The following is a 14,130-nucleotide window of genomic DNA, read 5'->3' as shown; positions in this document are numbered from 1 at the left end:
ATTAACTGCGCGAATCACCTATTACTTTATCAGCCAGACAGACTATGCCTACAGCTAAGCAATATTGTCGCGCCACCCACTGTCTTCTCAGTTTTCGCTGGGTATTACTGGCTGCCGTTTGGCTTTTATCAGCACTGTCACCCTCTTCCAGCGCCTGCGTACCTAGCGATTACAGCCTCGACAAAACACTGCAAAAGCTCAAACCCGACTTTCCCTTTATTCATCCTATACGAACTGAGGCAACCCTTGATGTGCGCCACTGGCCCGAAAGAACCTACAGCACGCGCGGCAAGTATAAACTCGCACTGGACGTTTTTGCGCCCTTGAAAGCAGCCTCAAACAAACCCTTGCCAGGTGTCATTTTGGTTCACGGAGGTGGCTGGTGCGCGGGCAGTCGCACACTGATGCTGCCCTTAGCACAACAACTGGCTCAACGCGGCTACGTGGTTGCCGCAGTAAATTACAGCCTCACTGCGCAAGCACCCTATCCTGCGGCTATAGAGGATGTGCAGGTGGCACTCGTTTACTTTCGCAAGCACGCCGCCAACTGGGGTTTAGACCCAAAAGTCATCGCGCTCGCGGGGGCTTCTTCTGGCGGTCAAATTGCGAGCCTAGCGGCACTGACACTGAGTAAACACAATCTCGATACCGTGCAGGCAATTATCAATATCGATGGCCTGTCAGACTTCACTACTCCCTTGGCGCTGCGCTATGAAAATGACCCCGCACGCGCATCTACAGTCGCAGGCCAATGGCTGGGTGGACGCTACGAAGAGCAGCCCGAGCGCTGGCGTCATGCCTCACCCATTACGCATCTAACAGCAGCTGCGCCGCCGATGCTATTCATCACCGGTGAGGCACCGCGCTTTAGCGCAGGCGTTGAGGCCATGCAAGCGCAATTAGATTTATGGCACATTGCCAACAAGCGTGAACACTTCGCCAAAGCGCCCCACAGCTTTTGGTTATTTGATCCATGGTTTACGCCCACACTCATGGCAATTGATAATTTTTTACGCCAACAACCTGGCTTTAACACAGCACTTAGCCCTGTCACGCCGGAATTGAGTGCGACAGGTGCGGCTTTATCTATACCTAAATCTACCCCTAAAACAACACCAAGCTCACCCCTTACACCCACCACCCATAAGTGATCCATTATGTTTAGACCCTTAATTTCTGCATTGGCTCTCGCCGGTGCACTGCTAATCCTAAGCACAGCTGCAACGGCGGAATCCACCATTAATGCCAGCACGCCTGAGTGGAAAGCCTACATTGAAACCTCTCAAACCTTGCGCGCCTTAGATCAAGCAGCCATGGCGTCCGAGTTAAAAAAAGTCGGCGCTAAAAAGGCCACAAAACCTGAACACACCAAAGACTTTGGCTTTAATGACGATGAGCCTGTGGCATTTTATAAAACTCTCGAAGGTCAACGTATTGCCAATATAGTTCTCAGCTTCCAAACCCCCTCAGGGGGCTGGTCTAAGCGTACCGACATGAGTTTAGAACCGCGCAAAGTAGGCCAAGCTTGGGGTGTTGAAAATAGCTACCAACCCACTTTCGATAACTATGCCACCAGTACCCACATGCGCCTTTTGGGCAAAGCCTACGCGGCTAAGGCCAATCAAGATTACAGCGCAAGTTTTTTACGCGGTTTGCACTTAATTTTGGCCGCGCAAATGCCCAATGGCGGCTGGCCGCAAAGTTTTCCGCTCGATGGCGGCTATCACGACTTACTGACCTTCAACGACAAATCCATGGTAAATATTTTGGAGTTGTTGCGCGAAATTACGCGCGGCGACTATGCGTTTGTAAGCGTGAAAGATAAGCAGGCAGCACAGGCTGCGATAGATAGAGGCATTGAATGCTTTATCGCATCGCAAGTTAAAATTGCTGGGGCGCTGACAATTTGGGGAGCACAGCACAACCCTATGAACCTGCAATCAGCCGCAGCACGCGCTTATGAACCTGCATCTTTAGCGTCGCAAGAAAGTGCGGAAATCCTCGCGTTTTTAATGCAGCAACCTGAACCATCAGACCAATTGCAGCAAACCATTCAAGCCGCCATGGCCTGGTTCAAGGCAACCCAAATTAATGGCAAGCGCTACGACCGCAACCTAGGCGCCTTAGTGGACGATGCAAAAGCAAAACCTACTTGGTCGCGCTTTTACAGCCTTGATGATAATAAGCCACTCTTTGGCGATCGCGATGGCAAGGTGTACCGCCAGGTAACTGAAATAAGTTTGGAGCGCCGTCAAGGTTATGCATGGTATGGCACTGGGCCGGCGAAATTGGACAAGCAATATCAGCAGTGGCAAAAAAGATGGATGGGTAATCAAGGGTCATCTGCGCCCAACAAAAAATAACTGCGCGGCGTTATTAATTATTTAATTCAATTAGGAGCGTGTCAGCCTTCAATAAAGATTTACCGAAGGCAAACGCCGGCTCACCTAGAAACAGCTCATCTAGGCTGCCGTCTACTTGCGCAAGGTGTAACCCACGCTCGATGCGCGCCGCCAATGCTTCATCCTCTTTGCGCACAAAAAAGCCATAGTGAATGGGGTGTTCATAGTGCAGCATCACGGCAGAAGATACCGCGAGGTCATAGTCCTTAAAAATCTCCAAATCTAAGGCCACTTCATGCAAACCGCGTGTAATAAAATCAATACGGCTGGCGCGCAGCATTTTAATTAACAGGGAAAAATCAACCGCAGTGGCGAGGTTAAATTGATTTTTCCTCAGTATGCCTGTATCAGTCCAGTGAGTACCATTACCTGCGCGCAGTGCTTTTAATTGCGCGAGACGGGTCACTTTTTTAAAGTGGGAAAGGCTCTCTTTTCTAATCAGTAAGGCGCGATAATTATTTAAATTTTGTAAAAGATCCACAGGGATATAGCGCATACCGGCCTTACGCTCGTCAGTCGCACTTCCCCACAGAACATCAACACCGACATTATTAATTAACATCGACTTAATACGATCTACACTGGGAATAAATGGGGCATGCTCGATAATGAACTCCCCCTCTTGCGCGCGCGTTTTTTCCAGCGCAAGCCTTAAGGCTTTTTCGTAATAACCAGTCGGGTCAAACTTACTGGCAGATGGTGACTCAACAATCTTTATGTGCAGTGGGCCGCCAAGCACTAATGAAGAATAAAAGCACAACCCTAGAATAGGCAGAAATAAGGCCAACATGCGGCTATAGGTCGTCAGTGCGTACATCTTAACTACTCGATGAAGTTGGCGATGCTAAAAAAGAGAAATGTAAAGGCTAGCAACAATATAGTTCAACACTGAGCTTATCGCCCAAGAAAGCGGCCCTAAATCAAATCAGCATCAATATTGGAATCAAATATGAAGATAGAACACCTTGCTTTTAATGTCACAGACCCACTTGCTGTTGCAGACTGGTACTGCACCCATCTTGGCTTTAGCGTAAAAGTGAAGATGGAGCGCGCTCATACACACTTTTTGGCTGACAGTTCAGGTCAGGTCATGATTGAGATTTATTGCAATCCGCCTGAGGAAGTACCAAATTATGACGCCATGAATCCACTGCAATTACACCTCGCGTTTGTCTCTAGCGATCCTGTCGCCGATGCTGAGCGTTTATGCGCAGCAGGTGCGCGCGAAGTCGACGATGTGCAGCTGCCTGATGGTTCGCACTTGAAAATGCTCAAAGACCCCTGGGGATTTTCCATACAACTCTGTAAACGCGGAACGCCTATGATTTAGCAAAAATACTTAACTACTTTATATGATCACCAGCCACTTTGAGTTGCCTCTATGAAAATTATTGTCGCGCGCTGTTTGCTGTTAAGCCTTATTGTTACCACCCATAGTTTTGCCGCAGATCTCACCTCTGTTACCGGTTTTGGCATGAGTACACACGGCGGCATGGCAGCGCCAGATATACGTATCCTCAAGGTGGTCAACACCCACTCCGATGGTGAAGGTTCACTGCGCTGGGCGCTGGCACAAAAAGGCCCGCGCCTCGTTATATTTGAGGTGGGTGGCGTAGTAAATCTCGCAAAGAATGGTATTACCATTAGCGAACCCTTTGTCACTATCGCCGGTGAAACGGCACCCAAACCCGGTATCACGCTTATTCGCGGTGGCATTACCGTGAGAACACACGATGTACAAATTCGCCACCTCATGGTGCGCCCCGGCGACAACAATGAAAAGCGTCGCTCCGGCTGGGAGTCTGACGGCATTTCTGTCTCGGGTGCCGATGCCTATGATGTGCATATCGATCACTGCTCCCTCACCTGGGCTATTGATGAAAATGCCTCAGCCTCTGGCCCACGCGATAAAGGCCATGACGCCACCTCCCAGCGCATCACTTTTAGCAACTCGATCATCGCCGAAGGTCTCGACAATTCCACCCACATCAAAGGAAAACACAGCAAGGGTTTATTAGTGCACGACTATGTGCGCGACGTTGCTATTGTCGGTAATTTATTTGCACACAACGACCGCCGCAACCCCTACTTTAAAGGCCACACCAATGGCGTAGTGGTAAACAATTTACTCTACGACATAGGCAATGCTGCAGTGCAATTAGGCTACGTAGACGATGAATATGCCATCAGCGGTTTAACACCCGCCAACCCCATAGTATCCGTGGTGGGCAATGTGCTTATTTATGGCACCGACAGCTATTCTGATTTGCCGCTTGTAGCCTATCAGGGCGATGCTTTTCTAGAAGACAATCAGGTCATAAATTTACGCAACCTACCCATGCCACAAGTCTATGGCGATGTAAAACGCTTAACCACTCGCACACGTTGGCCAGAGGGCTTAACCCCAATTGCATCCTCTGATGTAGAAAAATCCGTGCTTAAAAATGTCGGCGCACGCCCTTGGCAGCGAGATCCTATAGATCAACGGATTATAAATTCAGTAATAAAACGCACTGGCGGAATTATTAACTCGCAAAATGATGTGGGCGGATATCCGCGCTATAAAACCACTCACCGCACTCTGAATCCTCCCACGACAGAGCTGGACAAATGGTTAGCACAATTTTCAATCGTCGATTAATGTAATGTTAACGATGGTAGGCGCTAGAAGCCTAAAGGAATTACGGGTAGGCTGCGCGCACATAAAAACCATTTGGACTCCCCCATGCGCCACTTAAAAAACATTATTTTACTTTTCGCACTCTTGTTCAACAGCTACACCCTTGCTCAGCAAGCCAAAAGCTCAATATCACTTACACACTCAAGCGCGGAATCCTCGATGGGGACGCGCGAGGTGTTACTGGATAATGAACGTGTGATGGTCGTGCGTCTCGTCTATCCCGCCGGCGCAGAATCAGGCATGCACACCCACGCCTACGCCACACGCACCGCCTATTTTGAAAAGGGTGGGTTGCTCGAAATTCACGCCGAAAACCATGACATCAAACAAATGCACATTGCCGATGGCCAAGCGCTTTATTTGCCTGCAGCAACGCACAATATAAAAAATGTGGGCACAACTGAGATTGTCATTATTGAACAAGAACTGAAGTAAGGCTTGCTCAGCTGCAAGCCTATTTTTGAGGCGAGGGAGGCTAGTAGGCTGCTAGATAAATAGATAAATAGATAAATAGATAAATAGATAAATAGATAAATAGATAAATATGCAATATTTTTCTGCCCACTCGCCGAAAAACGAAAAACGCACCTAAAGAAAAGTAGGCACAGCGATTACTTTAATACAACTTCCTGAAAATTCGTCCACCCCGTTAAACATGCCTGCCACTCGCCAACCTGACATGCACTTGCCTCGCGGCGCTGCAGCGCAAACACCTGCGCTCTTGCTAAGCCCGCCTGAGCATAGGCTTCAAAATCGGTAGTGGAATCACCAAAAGCATAATCCAAGCTCCAACCCTGCGCAACAAAGTCACTCAGCACCTTCACTTTAAAGGTGACGGGATCTTTAGCCTCAGCCTCAGTTTGCGGAACATAAAGCAAACCTACCGGAAACGTATTCGCATCCATCCATTTAGGAATGGTTCGCTGAAAAGCAATCTGGCGAGCGCTTAAGTAAATGATTTGATAACCCTTGTCAGCAAAGTACTTAACCGCTGCTGCGGCATCTTTACGTACGCCTAAAATAGCCGTAGTCGTTGGGGTAAGTGTGCCATCTATATCGAATACAACGGCATGCTTAAGACTTGCACTTGGCGCAGGCGTAGCAGGATTTTTCATAGCCACGCATCCGCCTAAAACAATCAATAAAAACGTTAACATAATTCGCATTGCGATCTCCCGTTAATTAGCACCTTAAACCCAAGGCGCTGATAGTAAACCAAAACGATACAACTGTACTGACTTAAGTGACACCTCGGTCTGTTTAAGGATTTTGATGGCTCACATGGAGAGAACGGTTGGAATCAATAGACCCCTATATAAATATCTTATATCTCCAAGATCCTACCCCCAGCTCTCACGTTAGCCCCTATACTTGATGCCAATAGAGCACAATCTAATACCATAAAACCGTATCTATTCACCATACGAATGATCGCAGCACAGACGCTAAACATTATGAAATACACGCCCAAAAAACTCTGGTCTCAAATCGTCATCCTATTGCTCGGCTGCATATGTAATGCGTGGGCCGCAGAGCCTACAGTCAAAGACATCATCATTCGCCAATCCAAAACGCAAGATATAACCAGTGAAGACTACTACTTCTATCGCTTGCTTGAGCTGACACTGCGCAAAACGGATGCAGACTGGGGCAAGGCATCTATCAAACAGCTGTCCTATAGGGCTGAAGACAAACGACTTCACGCAGCCTTAATTCAAGGAAAAGTTGATATTTTATGGGCGCCTACGAGCGAACACTTAGAGCAAAAAATGCTGCCGGTGCGGATCTCGCTTCTAAAAGATCTTAACAATTATAGATTGCTCTTAATTCGCAAACACGACCAGCCGCGCTTCTCTGCCGTACACAACCTTGATGACCTGCGCAAACTAACTGGCGGCATGAGCTCACAGTGGGTCGACGCCGATATTATGACGCACAACAAGCTACCGCTTGTACAAGCAGTCGGCTATGGAAAACTGTTTAAAATGCTCGCCGCGAAACGATTTGATTACTACTCGCGCGGCCTCTATCAAATCCAATCAGAAGTAGACTTTTACCCAGAACTTGAGTTGGAAATAGAACAAGATATTATGCTCAGCTACCCCAATTATGTTTATTTTTTTGTACATAAAAATAACAACACACTCGCTGAGCGCATCACCCAAGGACTCAAGATTGCACAACAAGATGGCAGCTTTGACCAGCTTTTCAACAGTATCCCACGCTACCAGTGGGGCCTGAATGTATTGCAACATCATCAACGTAAAATATTTAAACTACAGCCATTACCACAACATACAATGCATGATTTATAAAATAGACAACACTTTTTTTTAATATCATTACCGTGAAACGAGTTTATGACCAGACCGAAAATTAAATACACAGAACTCCTTAAGGTTGCATTTGCAAGCAAAAACCTGTTAATTTTCCCATCCCGCCGAATGGGAAAATTAATTTAATATCAAAGGAATTCACCTGTATGAAATTATCACTTCACACCACACTCTTGGTTTCTGCTATTTTGGCCGCCACCGCTGCACATGCCAAAACCTTCAAATATGAACTGACCGACATAAACTCTAACAATGGCGTTATTCAATATCCAGGTCTGGACTTTAATGGTGCAACTGCTGCGACACTAACCGTGGAGCAAGATGCACCAGGAGCTGAGCCACAGATAAAATCATTAGTCATCGAATTCCCTCACGCCAACAATTTAGTCGTACGTGACTTTAAACATGATGGCGGAGAATATCGCGCGCTAGTAAACAATGCGTGGATCTATCGCCAAGTTGCAGTCACATTGCACAGCCCAGACTTGAATCCCTACAACCATGCACCTGTAAATATTGACGTGAGCGTATCGGAACAAGAAGGTTTTATTAATAATGGCAGCGGCAGCGCACAACCAGCTCAGCCCTTGCTCATGACGTTTGGAATGCTTACCGATATTACGCCCGCCAAAACTGTCGATACTGCATCAGTAGTGATTGGCGGCAAACGCCTCAACTTGGCATTGCGTAGTAATCTAAGCACGCCTGCGCCCTTTAGCGGCAGTGGCGAAGGTGGTTTTGTAGTAGAAGCAAACTGGATGGGCAAAGGTGCACAAACCCTTTATGTGCCAAGTAGTGTTCCGAGCGAGGCCTTTGGTTTTATTAGCCCGATCAGTTTGCAATTGGACGCACTTGAAGGCCCCAACGGTACCGAATACATGCTGAGCATCACCGCTAAAGATCACAATGGTGTTGAAATGCCCAGTCAAATATTCCCATTGAATGACTTGCTCACTCAAGCCTACGGCCCTCAGTTCTAAGTTCATCCTCTATTTTTACAACAGCACAAATAAAAAAGGCGCTCAGTGAGCGCCTTTTTTATTTTTTTGAATTAAATTATTGCTGCTCACGATTATGCAACCACTGTTTTACCAGCGGCAACAAACTGGGCCGCCAAGAGCGCGCCTGTATACCAAAATAATCGCGCAGACGGCGACAACCGAGAATGGCACTTACAGGTTCATTAATGGGGTCGTGCTCTACCACACTGAGGCTTGGCTCAGCCGTCAGTAATTGCTGCTGTATCAGTAGCTGCAACACCTGTTCAGCAAATTCTTCTTGGCTGCAGGCATCGCCCGCGCAGTAATGCATCACGCCCCAATTGTCAGCGCCACAATTAATTTGCTTAACCAGCGCTACTGCAACGCGCGCAGCATCGGACAAGGCTGTTGGTGCACCGCGCAAACGACGATTTACGTCAAGCGCTGCACCCGCCATAAATCCACTTAACAAACGCGTAAGTATATTGTCGCCATAGGCGCCAATCACCCAACTCAGGCGCACAATAATATGCTTCGCTAGTTTGGCAATTTCTGTTTCGGCGGCGACTAGCGCCTCGCCAATTTCATTGAGTGGGGCAACGGCATCTTTCTCGCTATGCGTCACTTTATTTTCCGCGCCAAACACTTCATAGCTGGAGAAGTGGATGAGGGGAATATCGAGTTCGCCACATACGTTTGCTAAATGTGCGGCAGCTTCAATAAAGTATTGACGCCCCTGCACATCGCCCAACTGCTCCCAGGCGCGGCAGTTAATCACGAGATCGGGGCGCTGCTTGCGCAGGTAGGCGCTAACCAAGGATGCATCAGCCCAATCCACATCGGTATCTGCAGGCAACAAAAGGTTGAACTGCTCGCGTTCCAGTTCGTGTTCGAGTGCGCCGCCCAGCGCCGACTCTCTTTGGGTGAGTAATAATTTCAAAGACATAAATCCAAGGTTTGCGAAAAAACTGCCCCATATTAACAGCAGAATCACTCAGTGCGACAAGAGTAATTCGCGCGCTAAAACCTTATACTGCGTCTCTTTTTTATATTATCTAGCCTGAAGAGCCTGCCTATGAAGCCCAAACCAATACGCATTGATTTGGATATTGCCATTATTGGCGGCGGTGTCGCAGGCCTTTGGCTCACGAATCGCTGCGTTGCAGAAGGCTATTCTGCGGCACTCTTCGAAGCCAAAGCACTGGGCAGCGACCAAAGTCTTGCCTCTCAAGGCATGATTCACGGCGGTATGAAATACACTCTCGCGGGCGCACTCACAGGCGCCTCTGAAGCCATTGCAGACATGCCCAAGCACTGGCGCGCCTGCCTGTGCGGCGCAGGCGATGTGGACCTGCGCCACACCCGCATTCTCAGCGACCATTTCTTTTTATGGTCGAGCGACAGCCTTGCGTCCAAGCTCACCAACTTTTTAGCGAGTAAAATCACCCGTGGCCGCGTGGAAGCCGTGCACCCAGATCGTCGCCCACCCCTGCTGCGCCGTCACGATTTCAAAGGCAGCCTTTATCGTCTTGAAGACATTGTGATAGATACACCCAGCCTCATTGCCAACCTCGCCAACAATGTTGAAGCCAACTGCTTTCAGCTAGATTGGACCCAAGCGCGCCTCAAGAAAGATGCCCAAGGCACGCTATCGCTCGCTATTGAAAATCCCGAACAACCGGTTGAGATTCACGCTCAGCGCTTTGTGTTTACCGCAGGCAAAGGCAATGGCGAACTCATGCAGCAACTGGATCTCGCGCAGCCTGCTATGCAGCTGCGCCCCTTGCAGCAGGTGATGGTAAAGCACCACTACCCTTTCGATTTTTACGGCCACTGCCTAGGTGCAGAGACCACACCGCGCCTGACTATTTCCAGCCATCGCCTGCCCGATGGCGCGCGCATTTGGTATTTGGGCGGCAGCTTGGCAGAAAAAGGCGCAACCATGGATCCAGCCGCACTGATTGAACTCGCCAAAACCGAATTGGCAGAACTTATACCCTGGATTAATTTGAATAATGCCGATTGGGCCACCTTGCCTATAGCACGCGCAGAACCAGAGCAGCCCGGCTTTGCACGCCCCGATAATGCCTTTATTCAACATGTTGAAGGCACCGCCAACCTTTTACTCGGCTGGCCCACCAAACTAACACTGGCCCCCAACCTCGCCAATGAAGCACTTAAGCTCTTTAGCGAAGCAAAGCTGGCCAAAACTTGCGCGCCCCTCAGCGCAGCGCAAGCAACGAGAAAAGGCGCAGTGAACGCAACGGAGAAAAACGTCGGACTCAAGCAACTGCGTGAGCACTTAGCCTTACCCTCGCTCGCCAAAACTCCGTGGGAATTGGCCTTTCCTCCCGCCATGAGCCCAGAAGAGGTTTTGGAGCTGCGCTTCAGACACGAACTCTATGAGGATTATGAAATCGAGGTGGAGGTGAATACCAAGAACAACAAGGAGAACACTTGATGCTGCCGCTCAATCAACTTGGCCACACGGATATCCGCGTGAGCAGCATGGGTTTAGGCACCGTCAAATTCGGTCGCAACCAAGGCTTAAAGCACCCGATTCCTTTTGATTTACCAAGCGATGAGCAGATTCGCAGGCTGCTCGACTGCGCGCGCGACTTTGGCGTCAACCTACTGGATACCGCGCCCGCCTACGGCTACAGCGAAGAGCGCTTGGGCGATTTACTGCGCAAAGAACGCAAAGACTGGATCATATCCACCAAAACTGGCGAAGAGTTCACGCACGACAAATTTTCAGATCAGGGGAAATCTAGCTTTGATTTCAGCCCCAAGCACACCCGTATGAGCGTCGAACGCAGCCTGCGGCGCCTGCGCACCGACTATCTCGACATAGTGCTCATTCATTCTGATGGCAATGATATTGAAATACTGGAGCGCTCAGGTGCCCTGCAAACGCTCGGGCAACTCAAGCAAGAAGGCTGGATTCGCGCCTTTGGCATATCCACTAAAACCTTGGCCGGTGGCCTCGCCGCTGCGCCACTGTGTGATGTTCTCATGCCCGCATTCAACATCAACTACACCGATGAAGAAGGCGTTATTGATGAAGCTGCGCGCCTCGGCACCGGCGTTTTACTAAAAAAAGTTCTCGCCAGCGGCCATATCTGCCATGATGCGCCTCCAGAATTGGCATCTCATTCTGCGGGCGAAAATGCAGCTGAAAAAGACCCTATTCAAACCGCGTTAAATTTTGCCTACAGCAAAACCGGCGTTACCAGCGCCATCATAGGTACACTGAACGAACACCACCTGCGCGACAATTTGCTCAAAGCACTGCGCGCGCACCATCAGTAATAAACAGAATCAGTGATAAACAACATCGACAACACATTGGACATACCATGACTGACTGGCTCGACCAAATACACTGGAATAGCGATGGCCTCGTGCCCGCCATAGCGCAAGATGCCGACAGCGGCCGCATTTTGATGATGGCCTGGATGAACCGCGAAGCACTAAAACTCTCATCTGAGCTGGGCCATGCGGTATACTGGTCGCGCTCGCGCAACAAACTCTGGCACAAAGGCGAGTCATCAGGACACGTGCAAAAACTCCACGAAATTCGCCTGGACTGCGACGAAGATGTAATCGTGCTCCAGGTAGAGCAAGTTGGCGGCATCGCCTGCCATACGGGGCGCGAATCCTGTTTTTACCGGGTACTGCGCGATGGTGATTGGCAAATAGTAGAGCCCGTCATCAAAGACCCCAGCGAAATTTACTGATCACCAAAACAACAAGAGTCCCCTCCGCTATGAATAACGACGTCCTCAAACAACTGACGATTATTCTCGAAGCGCGCAAAAATAGCGCCGATGCCGAATCCTCCTATGTTGCCAGCCTGCATAAAAAAGGGCTTAATAAGATTCTGGAAAAAGTCGGTGAGGAATGCACCGAAACGATTTTAGCCGCAAAGGATGCTCAAACCAGCGGCAACCACGACGACCTCATCTACGAAACTGCCGATCTTTGGTTTCACAGCTTGGTCATGCTCTCGCATTTCGGCGAAAATGCCGATGCGGTCCTAAACGAATTAGCGCGTCGCTTTGATGTCTCAGGACACGATGAAAAAGCCACGCGCAATATCAATCCCCACTAAACGCGACTAATAAGAGGAAATAATCATGGACGCAGGTAATTTTGCAGGTAATTTCGGCAGCCCCACACAGCTCATCATCATTTTGGTGATTGTGCTGATTCTTTTTGGCGGCAAACGCTTGCGCAGTCTCGGCAGCGACCTTGGCAATGCCATCAAAGGTTTTAAAAACTCCATGAGCACACCGGAAGACGCTGAGAAAGAAGAGCAGCAAAAAACCGAAGCCCAAAAACTGGAACAGCAGGCAAAAACACCCGACGCCAGCACAGTTAATGAAAAATCCGAACACAAACAACAATAAGGTTTAAGCCGTGTTTGATATTGGATTCACAGAGTTACTTATCTGCTTGGTAGTCGCGCTGGTGGTCATTGGCCCCGAGCGCCTGCCTGAAACAGTGCGCACGGTCAGCCTCTGGATTGGCCGCCTCAAGCGTAGCCTGCGCGAAACGCGCAGTGAAATTGAGCGGCAAATTGGCGCCGATGACATTCGTCGCCAGCTTCATAATGAAGAAATTATGGAGAATATCGAGAAAGCCCGCTTAGACATGGAAACCACCTACAACAATATGCTCGCGGATACCCGCGCGGCGCTGGATTCAGATTCCAAGCCGCAAGCGCAAACCTACGAGCATGAAGAACTACCCGACCATGCGCACGGCCCAGATCACCAAGCGCCTCCCGCTGCAGAAATCGCATCCACTACCGATACCGATAGTAATGCGACCGTCATTAGCGACGCCCCTGTAGCAAGCAACGCCGATAACAATAACGCCGACACCACCAAACAGGGTCAGTCATGATCCGCGACAAGGTCTAATAATAAGCCCTATGAGCAACGAATCTAGCGATAAAGAATTACCACTGGTACAGCATCTGCTCGAATTGCGCGACCGCTTGCTGCATTTAATTTATTTTTTAGTGATTACTTTTTTCTGTCTCTTTCCTTTCTCCGCCAAAATTTATGGATTGGTATCTAAGCCGCTATTAGCGGTTTTACCGGCAGGCGCCAGCATGATCGCCACCGATGTCGCCTCGCCTTTTTTAACGCCCATGAAACTCACCTTTTTTGTGGCCATGCTTATTTCTGTGCCCTTTATTCTCTACCAAATCTGGTCATTCATTTCACCAGGCCTCTATAAGCACGAACAGCGTCTGGCGCTCCCACTATTAGTATCCAGCGTTCTGTTATTTTTTCTCGGCATGGCCTTCGCCTACTTTTTAGTATTCCCAACCATCTTCCGCTTTATGGCGGGCATAGGTTTGGAGGGCGTCACCACCATGACGGATATCACCAAATACTTGGATTTTGTGCTCCACATGTTCTTCGCCTTTGGCTTTGCATTTGAAATCCCCATAGCCACATTGCTGCTGATTCACGCGGGTGTAACCACCCCTGACAACCTCGCCAAAAAGCGCCCCTACATAATTGTGGGCTGCTTTGTGGTGGGCATGATGCTCACCCCACCTGATGTAATGTCGCAACTCATGCTCGCCGTGCCCATGTGGTTATTGTTTGAGGCAGGCCTATTCTTCGGTCGACTCATCGCCAAACCCGCGGACGAAGACGAGAATGAAGCCGAAATCGTTGAAAAAGATAAGTAGTTGAGACCTCGCGTAATAC

17 protein-coding genes are annotated in these 14,130 nt (G+C 49.1%); 14 read left to right on the top strand and 3 right to left on the bottom strand.

What is annotated here, in order from left to right; all coding sequences use genetic code 11:
• Nucleotides 1-44 precede the first annotated feature (44 nt).
• Both AC0KUT_RS03775 and pelA read left to right on the top strand, forming a co-directional pair.
• On the top strand, nt 45-1,151 hold the full coding sequence (locus AC0KUT_RS03775; RefSeq protein WP_488833615.1) for an alpha/beta hydrolase fold domain-containing protein: 1,107 nt from the start codon (nt 45-47) through the stop codon (nt 1,149-1,151).
• A 6-nt stretch (nt 1,152-1,157) separates the two neighbouring features.
• Nucleotides 1,158-2,363 (top strand): pectate lyase, encoded by a 1,206-nt coding sequence (pelA, locus tag AC0KUT_RS03770; protein WP_488833614.1) that lies wholly within the window; start codon nt 1,158-1,160, stop codon nt 2,361-2,363.
• A gap of 13 nt (nt 2,364-2,376) precedes the next feature.
• Here the strand turns inward: pelA and AC0KUT_RS03765 are convergent, their stop codons facing one another.
• A complete protein-coding gene (locus tag AC0KUT_RS03765) occupies nt 2,377-3,219 on the bottom strand; it encodes a hypothetical protein (protein ID WP_488833612.1) in 843 nt (280 codons plus the stop codon).
• A gap of 132 nt (nt 3,220-3,351) precedes the next feature.
• Here AC0KUT_RS03765 and AC0KUT_RS03760 point away from each other — a divergent pair, with 132 nt between their 5' ends.
• The 3 genes from AC0KUT_RS03760 (at nt 3,352) to AC0KUT_RS03750 (ending at nt 5,517) form a co-directional block, all read left to right on the top strand.
• Entirely contained in the window at nt 3,352-3,732 is a 381-nt protein-coding gene (locus AC0KUT_RS03760) for a VOC family protein (protein WP_488833610.1), read from the top strand.
• Between the two features lie 51 nt (nt 3,733-3,783).
• Nucleotides 3,784-5,043 (top strand): right-handed parallel beta-helix repeat-containing protein, encoded by a 1,260-nt coding sequence (locus tag AC0KUT_RS03755; RefSeq protein ID WP_488833608.1) that lies wholly within the window; start codon nt 3,784-3,786, stop codon nt 5,041-5,043.
• Between the two features lie 84 nt (nt 5,044-5,127).
• Nucleotides 5,128-5,517, top strand: a complete 390-nt coding sequence (locus tag AC0KUT_RS03750; protein ID WP_488833607.1) for a cupin domain-containing protein — start codon at nt 5,128-5,130, stop codon at nt 5,515-5,517.
• Nucleotides 5,518-5,693: 176 nt separating this feature from the next.
• Here the strand turns inward: AC0KUT_RS03750 and AC0KUT_RS03745 are convergent, their stop codons facing one another.
• On the bottom strand, nt 5,694-6,197 hold the full coding sequence (locus tag AC0KUT_RS03745; RefSeq protein ID WP_488833605.1) for an LNS2 domain-containing protein: 504 nt from the start codon (nt 6,195-6,197) through the stop codon (nt 5,694-5,696).
• 339 nt (nt 6,198-6,536) lie between these two features.
• Here AC0KUT_RS03745 and AC0KUT_RS03740 point away from each other — a divergent pair, with 339 nt between their 5' ends.
• Together AC0KUT_RS03740 and AC0KUT_RS03735 are read left to right on the top strand one after the other, a co-directional pair.
• Entirely contained in the window at nt 6,537-7,397 is an 861-nt protein-coding gene (locus AC0KUT_RS03740; RefSeq protein ID WP_488833604.1) for a substrate-binding periplasmic protein, read from the top strand.
• A gap of 167 nt (nt 7,398-7,564) precedes the next feature.
• Nucleotides 7,565-8,398, top strand: coding sequence for a hypothetical protein (locus AC0KUT_RS03735; protein WP_488833602.1), 834 nt, complete (start codon nt 7,565-7,567; stop codon nt 8,396-8,398).
• Between the two features lie 76 nt (nt 8,399-8,474).
• Here AC0KUT_RS03735 and AC0KUT_RS03730 read toward each other — a convergent pair whose 3' ends face one another.
• Nucleotides 8,475-9,344 (bottom strand): SDR family oxidoreductase, encoded by an 870-nt coding sequence (locus tag AC0KUT_RS03730; protein WP_488833600.1) that lies wholly within the window; start codon nt 9,342-9,344, stop codon nt 8,475-8,477.
• A gap of 129 nt (nt 9,345-9,473) precedes the next feature.
• On the opposite strand from AC0KUT_RS03730, the gene AC0KUT_RS03725 reads away from it, so the two are divergent.
• Genes AC0KUT_RS03725 through tatC form a run of 7 tightly spaced genes read left to right on the top strand, consistent with a single transcriptional unit; the run spans nt 9,474 to nt 14,111 of the window.
• Nucleotides 9,474-10,859: an FAD-dependent oxidoreductase gene (locus AC0KUT_RS03725; RefSeq protein WP_488833597.1), complete on the top strand. Its 1,386-nt coding sequence runs from the start codon at nt 9,474-9,476 to the stop codon at nt 10,857-10,859.
• Complete coding sequence (locus AC0KUT_RS03720) at nt 10,859-11,710, top strand: aldo/keto reductase (protein ID WP_488833594.1); 852 nt, start codon at nt 10,859-10,861, stop codon at nt 11,708-11,710. The genes AC0KUT_RS03725 and AC0KUT_RS03720 overlap by 1 nt, the downstream gene beginning before the upstream one ends.
• A gap of 47 nt (nt 11,711-11,757) precedes the next feature.
• A complete protein-coding gene (gene hisI / locus AC0KUT_RS03715; RefSeq protein WP_488833591.1) occupies nt 11,758-12,138 on the top strand; it encodes a phosphoribosyl-AMP cyclohydrolase in 381 nt (126 codons plus the stop codon).
• A 29-nt stretch (nt 12,139-12,167) separates the two neighbouring features.
• The gene (locus AC0KUT_RS03710) at nt 12,168-12,512 is read left to right on the top strand and encodes a phosphoribosyl-ATP diphosphatase (protein WP_488833588.1); all 345 of its coding nucleotides are present in this window, start codon (nt 12,168-12,170) and stop codon (nt 12,510-12,512) included.
• 25 nt (nt 12,513-12,537) lie between these two features.
• On the top strand, nt 12,538-12,810 hold the full coding sequence (gene tatA / locus AC0KUT_RS03705; RefSeq protein ID WP_488833586.1) for a twin-arginine translocase TatA/TatE family subunit: 273 nt from the start codon (nt 12,538-12,540) through the stop codon (nt 12,808-12,810).
• 10 nt (nt 12,811-12,820) lie between these two features.
• Entirely contained in the window at nt 12,821-13,309 is a 489-nt protein-coding gene (tatB, locus tag AC0KUT_RS03700; RefSeq protein ID WP_488833585.1) for a Sec-independent protein translocase protein TatB, read from the top strand.
• 28 nt (nt 13,310-13,337) lie between these two features.
• The gene (gene tatC, locus AC0KUT_RS03695) at nt 13,338-14,111 is read left to right on the top strand and encodes a twin-arginine translocase subunit TatC (RefSeq protein ID WP_488833583.1); all 774 of its coding nucleotides are present in this window, start codon (nt 13,338-13,340) and stop codon (nt 14,109-14,111) included.
• Nucleotides 14,112-14,130: the final 19 nt, after the last annotated feature.

The sequence above is a fragment of the Cellvibrio sp. 25HG11W-0 genome (genome assembly GCF_057815475.1).
Note: the sequence above shows the minus strand (reverse complement) of the source record. Positions and strands in the feature narration are given on the sequence as shown.

Excerpts from the sequence above, each read along its gene's own strand:
- AC0KUT_RS03745 (WP_488833605.1), bottom strand. The coding sequence starts at position 6,197 with ATGAAAAATCCTGCTACGCCTGCGCCAAGTGCAAGTCTTAAGCATGCC.
- AC0KUT_RS03710 (WP_488833588.1), top strand. The coding sequence starts at position 12,168 with ATGAATAACGACGTCCTCAAACAACTGACGATTATTCTCGAAGCGCGC.
- pelA (WP_488833614.1), top strand. The coding sequence starts at position 1,158 with ATGTTTAGACCCTTAATTTCTGCATTGGCTCTCGCCGGTGCACTGCTA.
- AC0KUT_RS03735 (WP_488833602.1), top strand. The coding sequence starts at position 7,565 with ATGAAATTATCACTTCACACCACACTCTTGGTTTCTGCTATTTTGGCC.
- AC0KUT_RS03720 (WP_488833594.1), top strand. The coding sequence starts at position 10,859 with ATGCTGCCGCTCAATCAACTTGGCCACACGGATATCCGCGTGAGCAGC.
- AC0KUT_RS03755 (WP_488833608.1), top strand. The coding sequence starts at position 3,784 with ATGAAAATTATTGTCGCGCGCTGTTTGCTGTTAAGCCTTATTGTTACC.
- AC0KUT_RS03725 (WP_488833597.1), top strand. The coding sequence starts at position 9,474 with ATGAAGCCCAAACCAATACGCATTGATTTGGATATTGCCATTATTGGC.
- hisI (WP_488833591.1), top strand. The coding sequence starts at position 11,758 with ATGACTGACTGGCTCGACCAAATACACTGGAATAGCGATGGCCTCGTG.
- AC0KUT_RS03760 (WP_488833610.1), top strand. The coding sequence starts at position 3,352 with ATGAAGATAGAACACCTTGCTTTTAATGTCACAGACCCACTTGCTGTT.
- AC0KUT_RS03775 (WP_488833615.1), top strand. The coding sequence starts at position 45 with ATGCCTACAGCTAAGCAATATTGTCGCGCCACCCACTGTCTTCTCAGT.
- tatC (WP_488833583.1), top strand. The coding sequence starts at position 13,338 with ATGAGCAACGAATCTAGCGATAAAGAATTACCACTGGTACAGCATCTG.
- tatA (WP_488833586.1), top strand. The coding sequence starts at position 12,538 with ATGGACGCAGGTAATTTTGCAGGTAATTTCGGCAGCCCCACACAGCTC.
- AC0KUT_RS03765 (WP_488833612.1), bottom strand. The coding sequence starts at position 3,219 with ATGTACGCACTGACGACCTATAGCCGCATGTTGGCCTTATTTCTGCCT.
- AC0KUT_RS03730 (WP_488833600.1), bottom strand. The coding sequence starts at position 9,344 with ATGTCTTTGAAATTATTACTCACCCAAAGAGAGTCGGCGCTGGGCGGC.
- AC0KUT_RS03740 (WP_488833604.1), top strand. The coding sequence starts at position 6,537 with ATGAAATACACGCCCAAAAAACTCTGGTCTCAAATCGTCATCCTATTG.
- AC0KUT_RS03750 (WP_488833607.1), top strand. The coding sequence starts at position 5,128 with ATGCGCCACTTAAAAAACATTATTTTACTTTTCGCACTCTTGTTCAAC.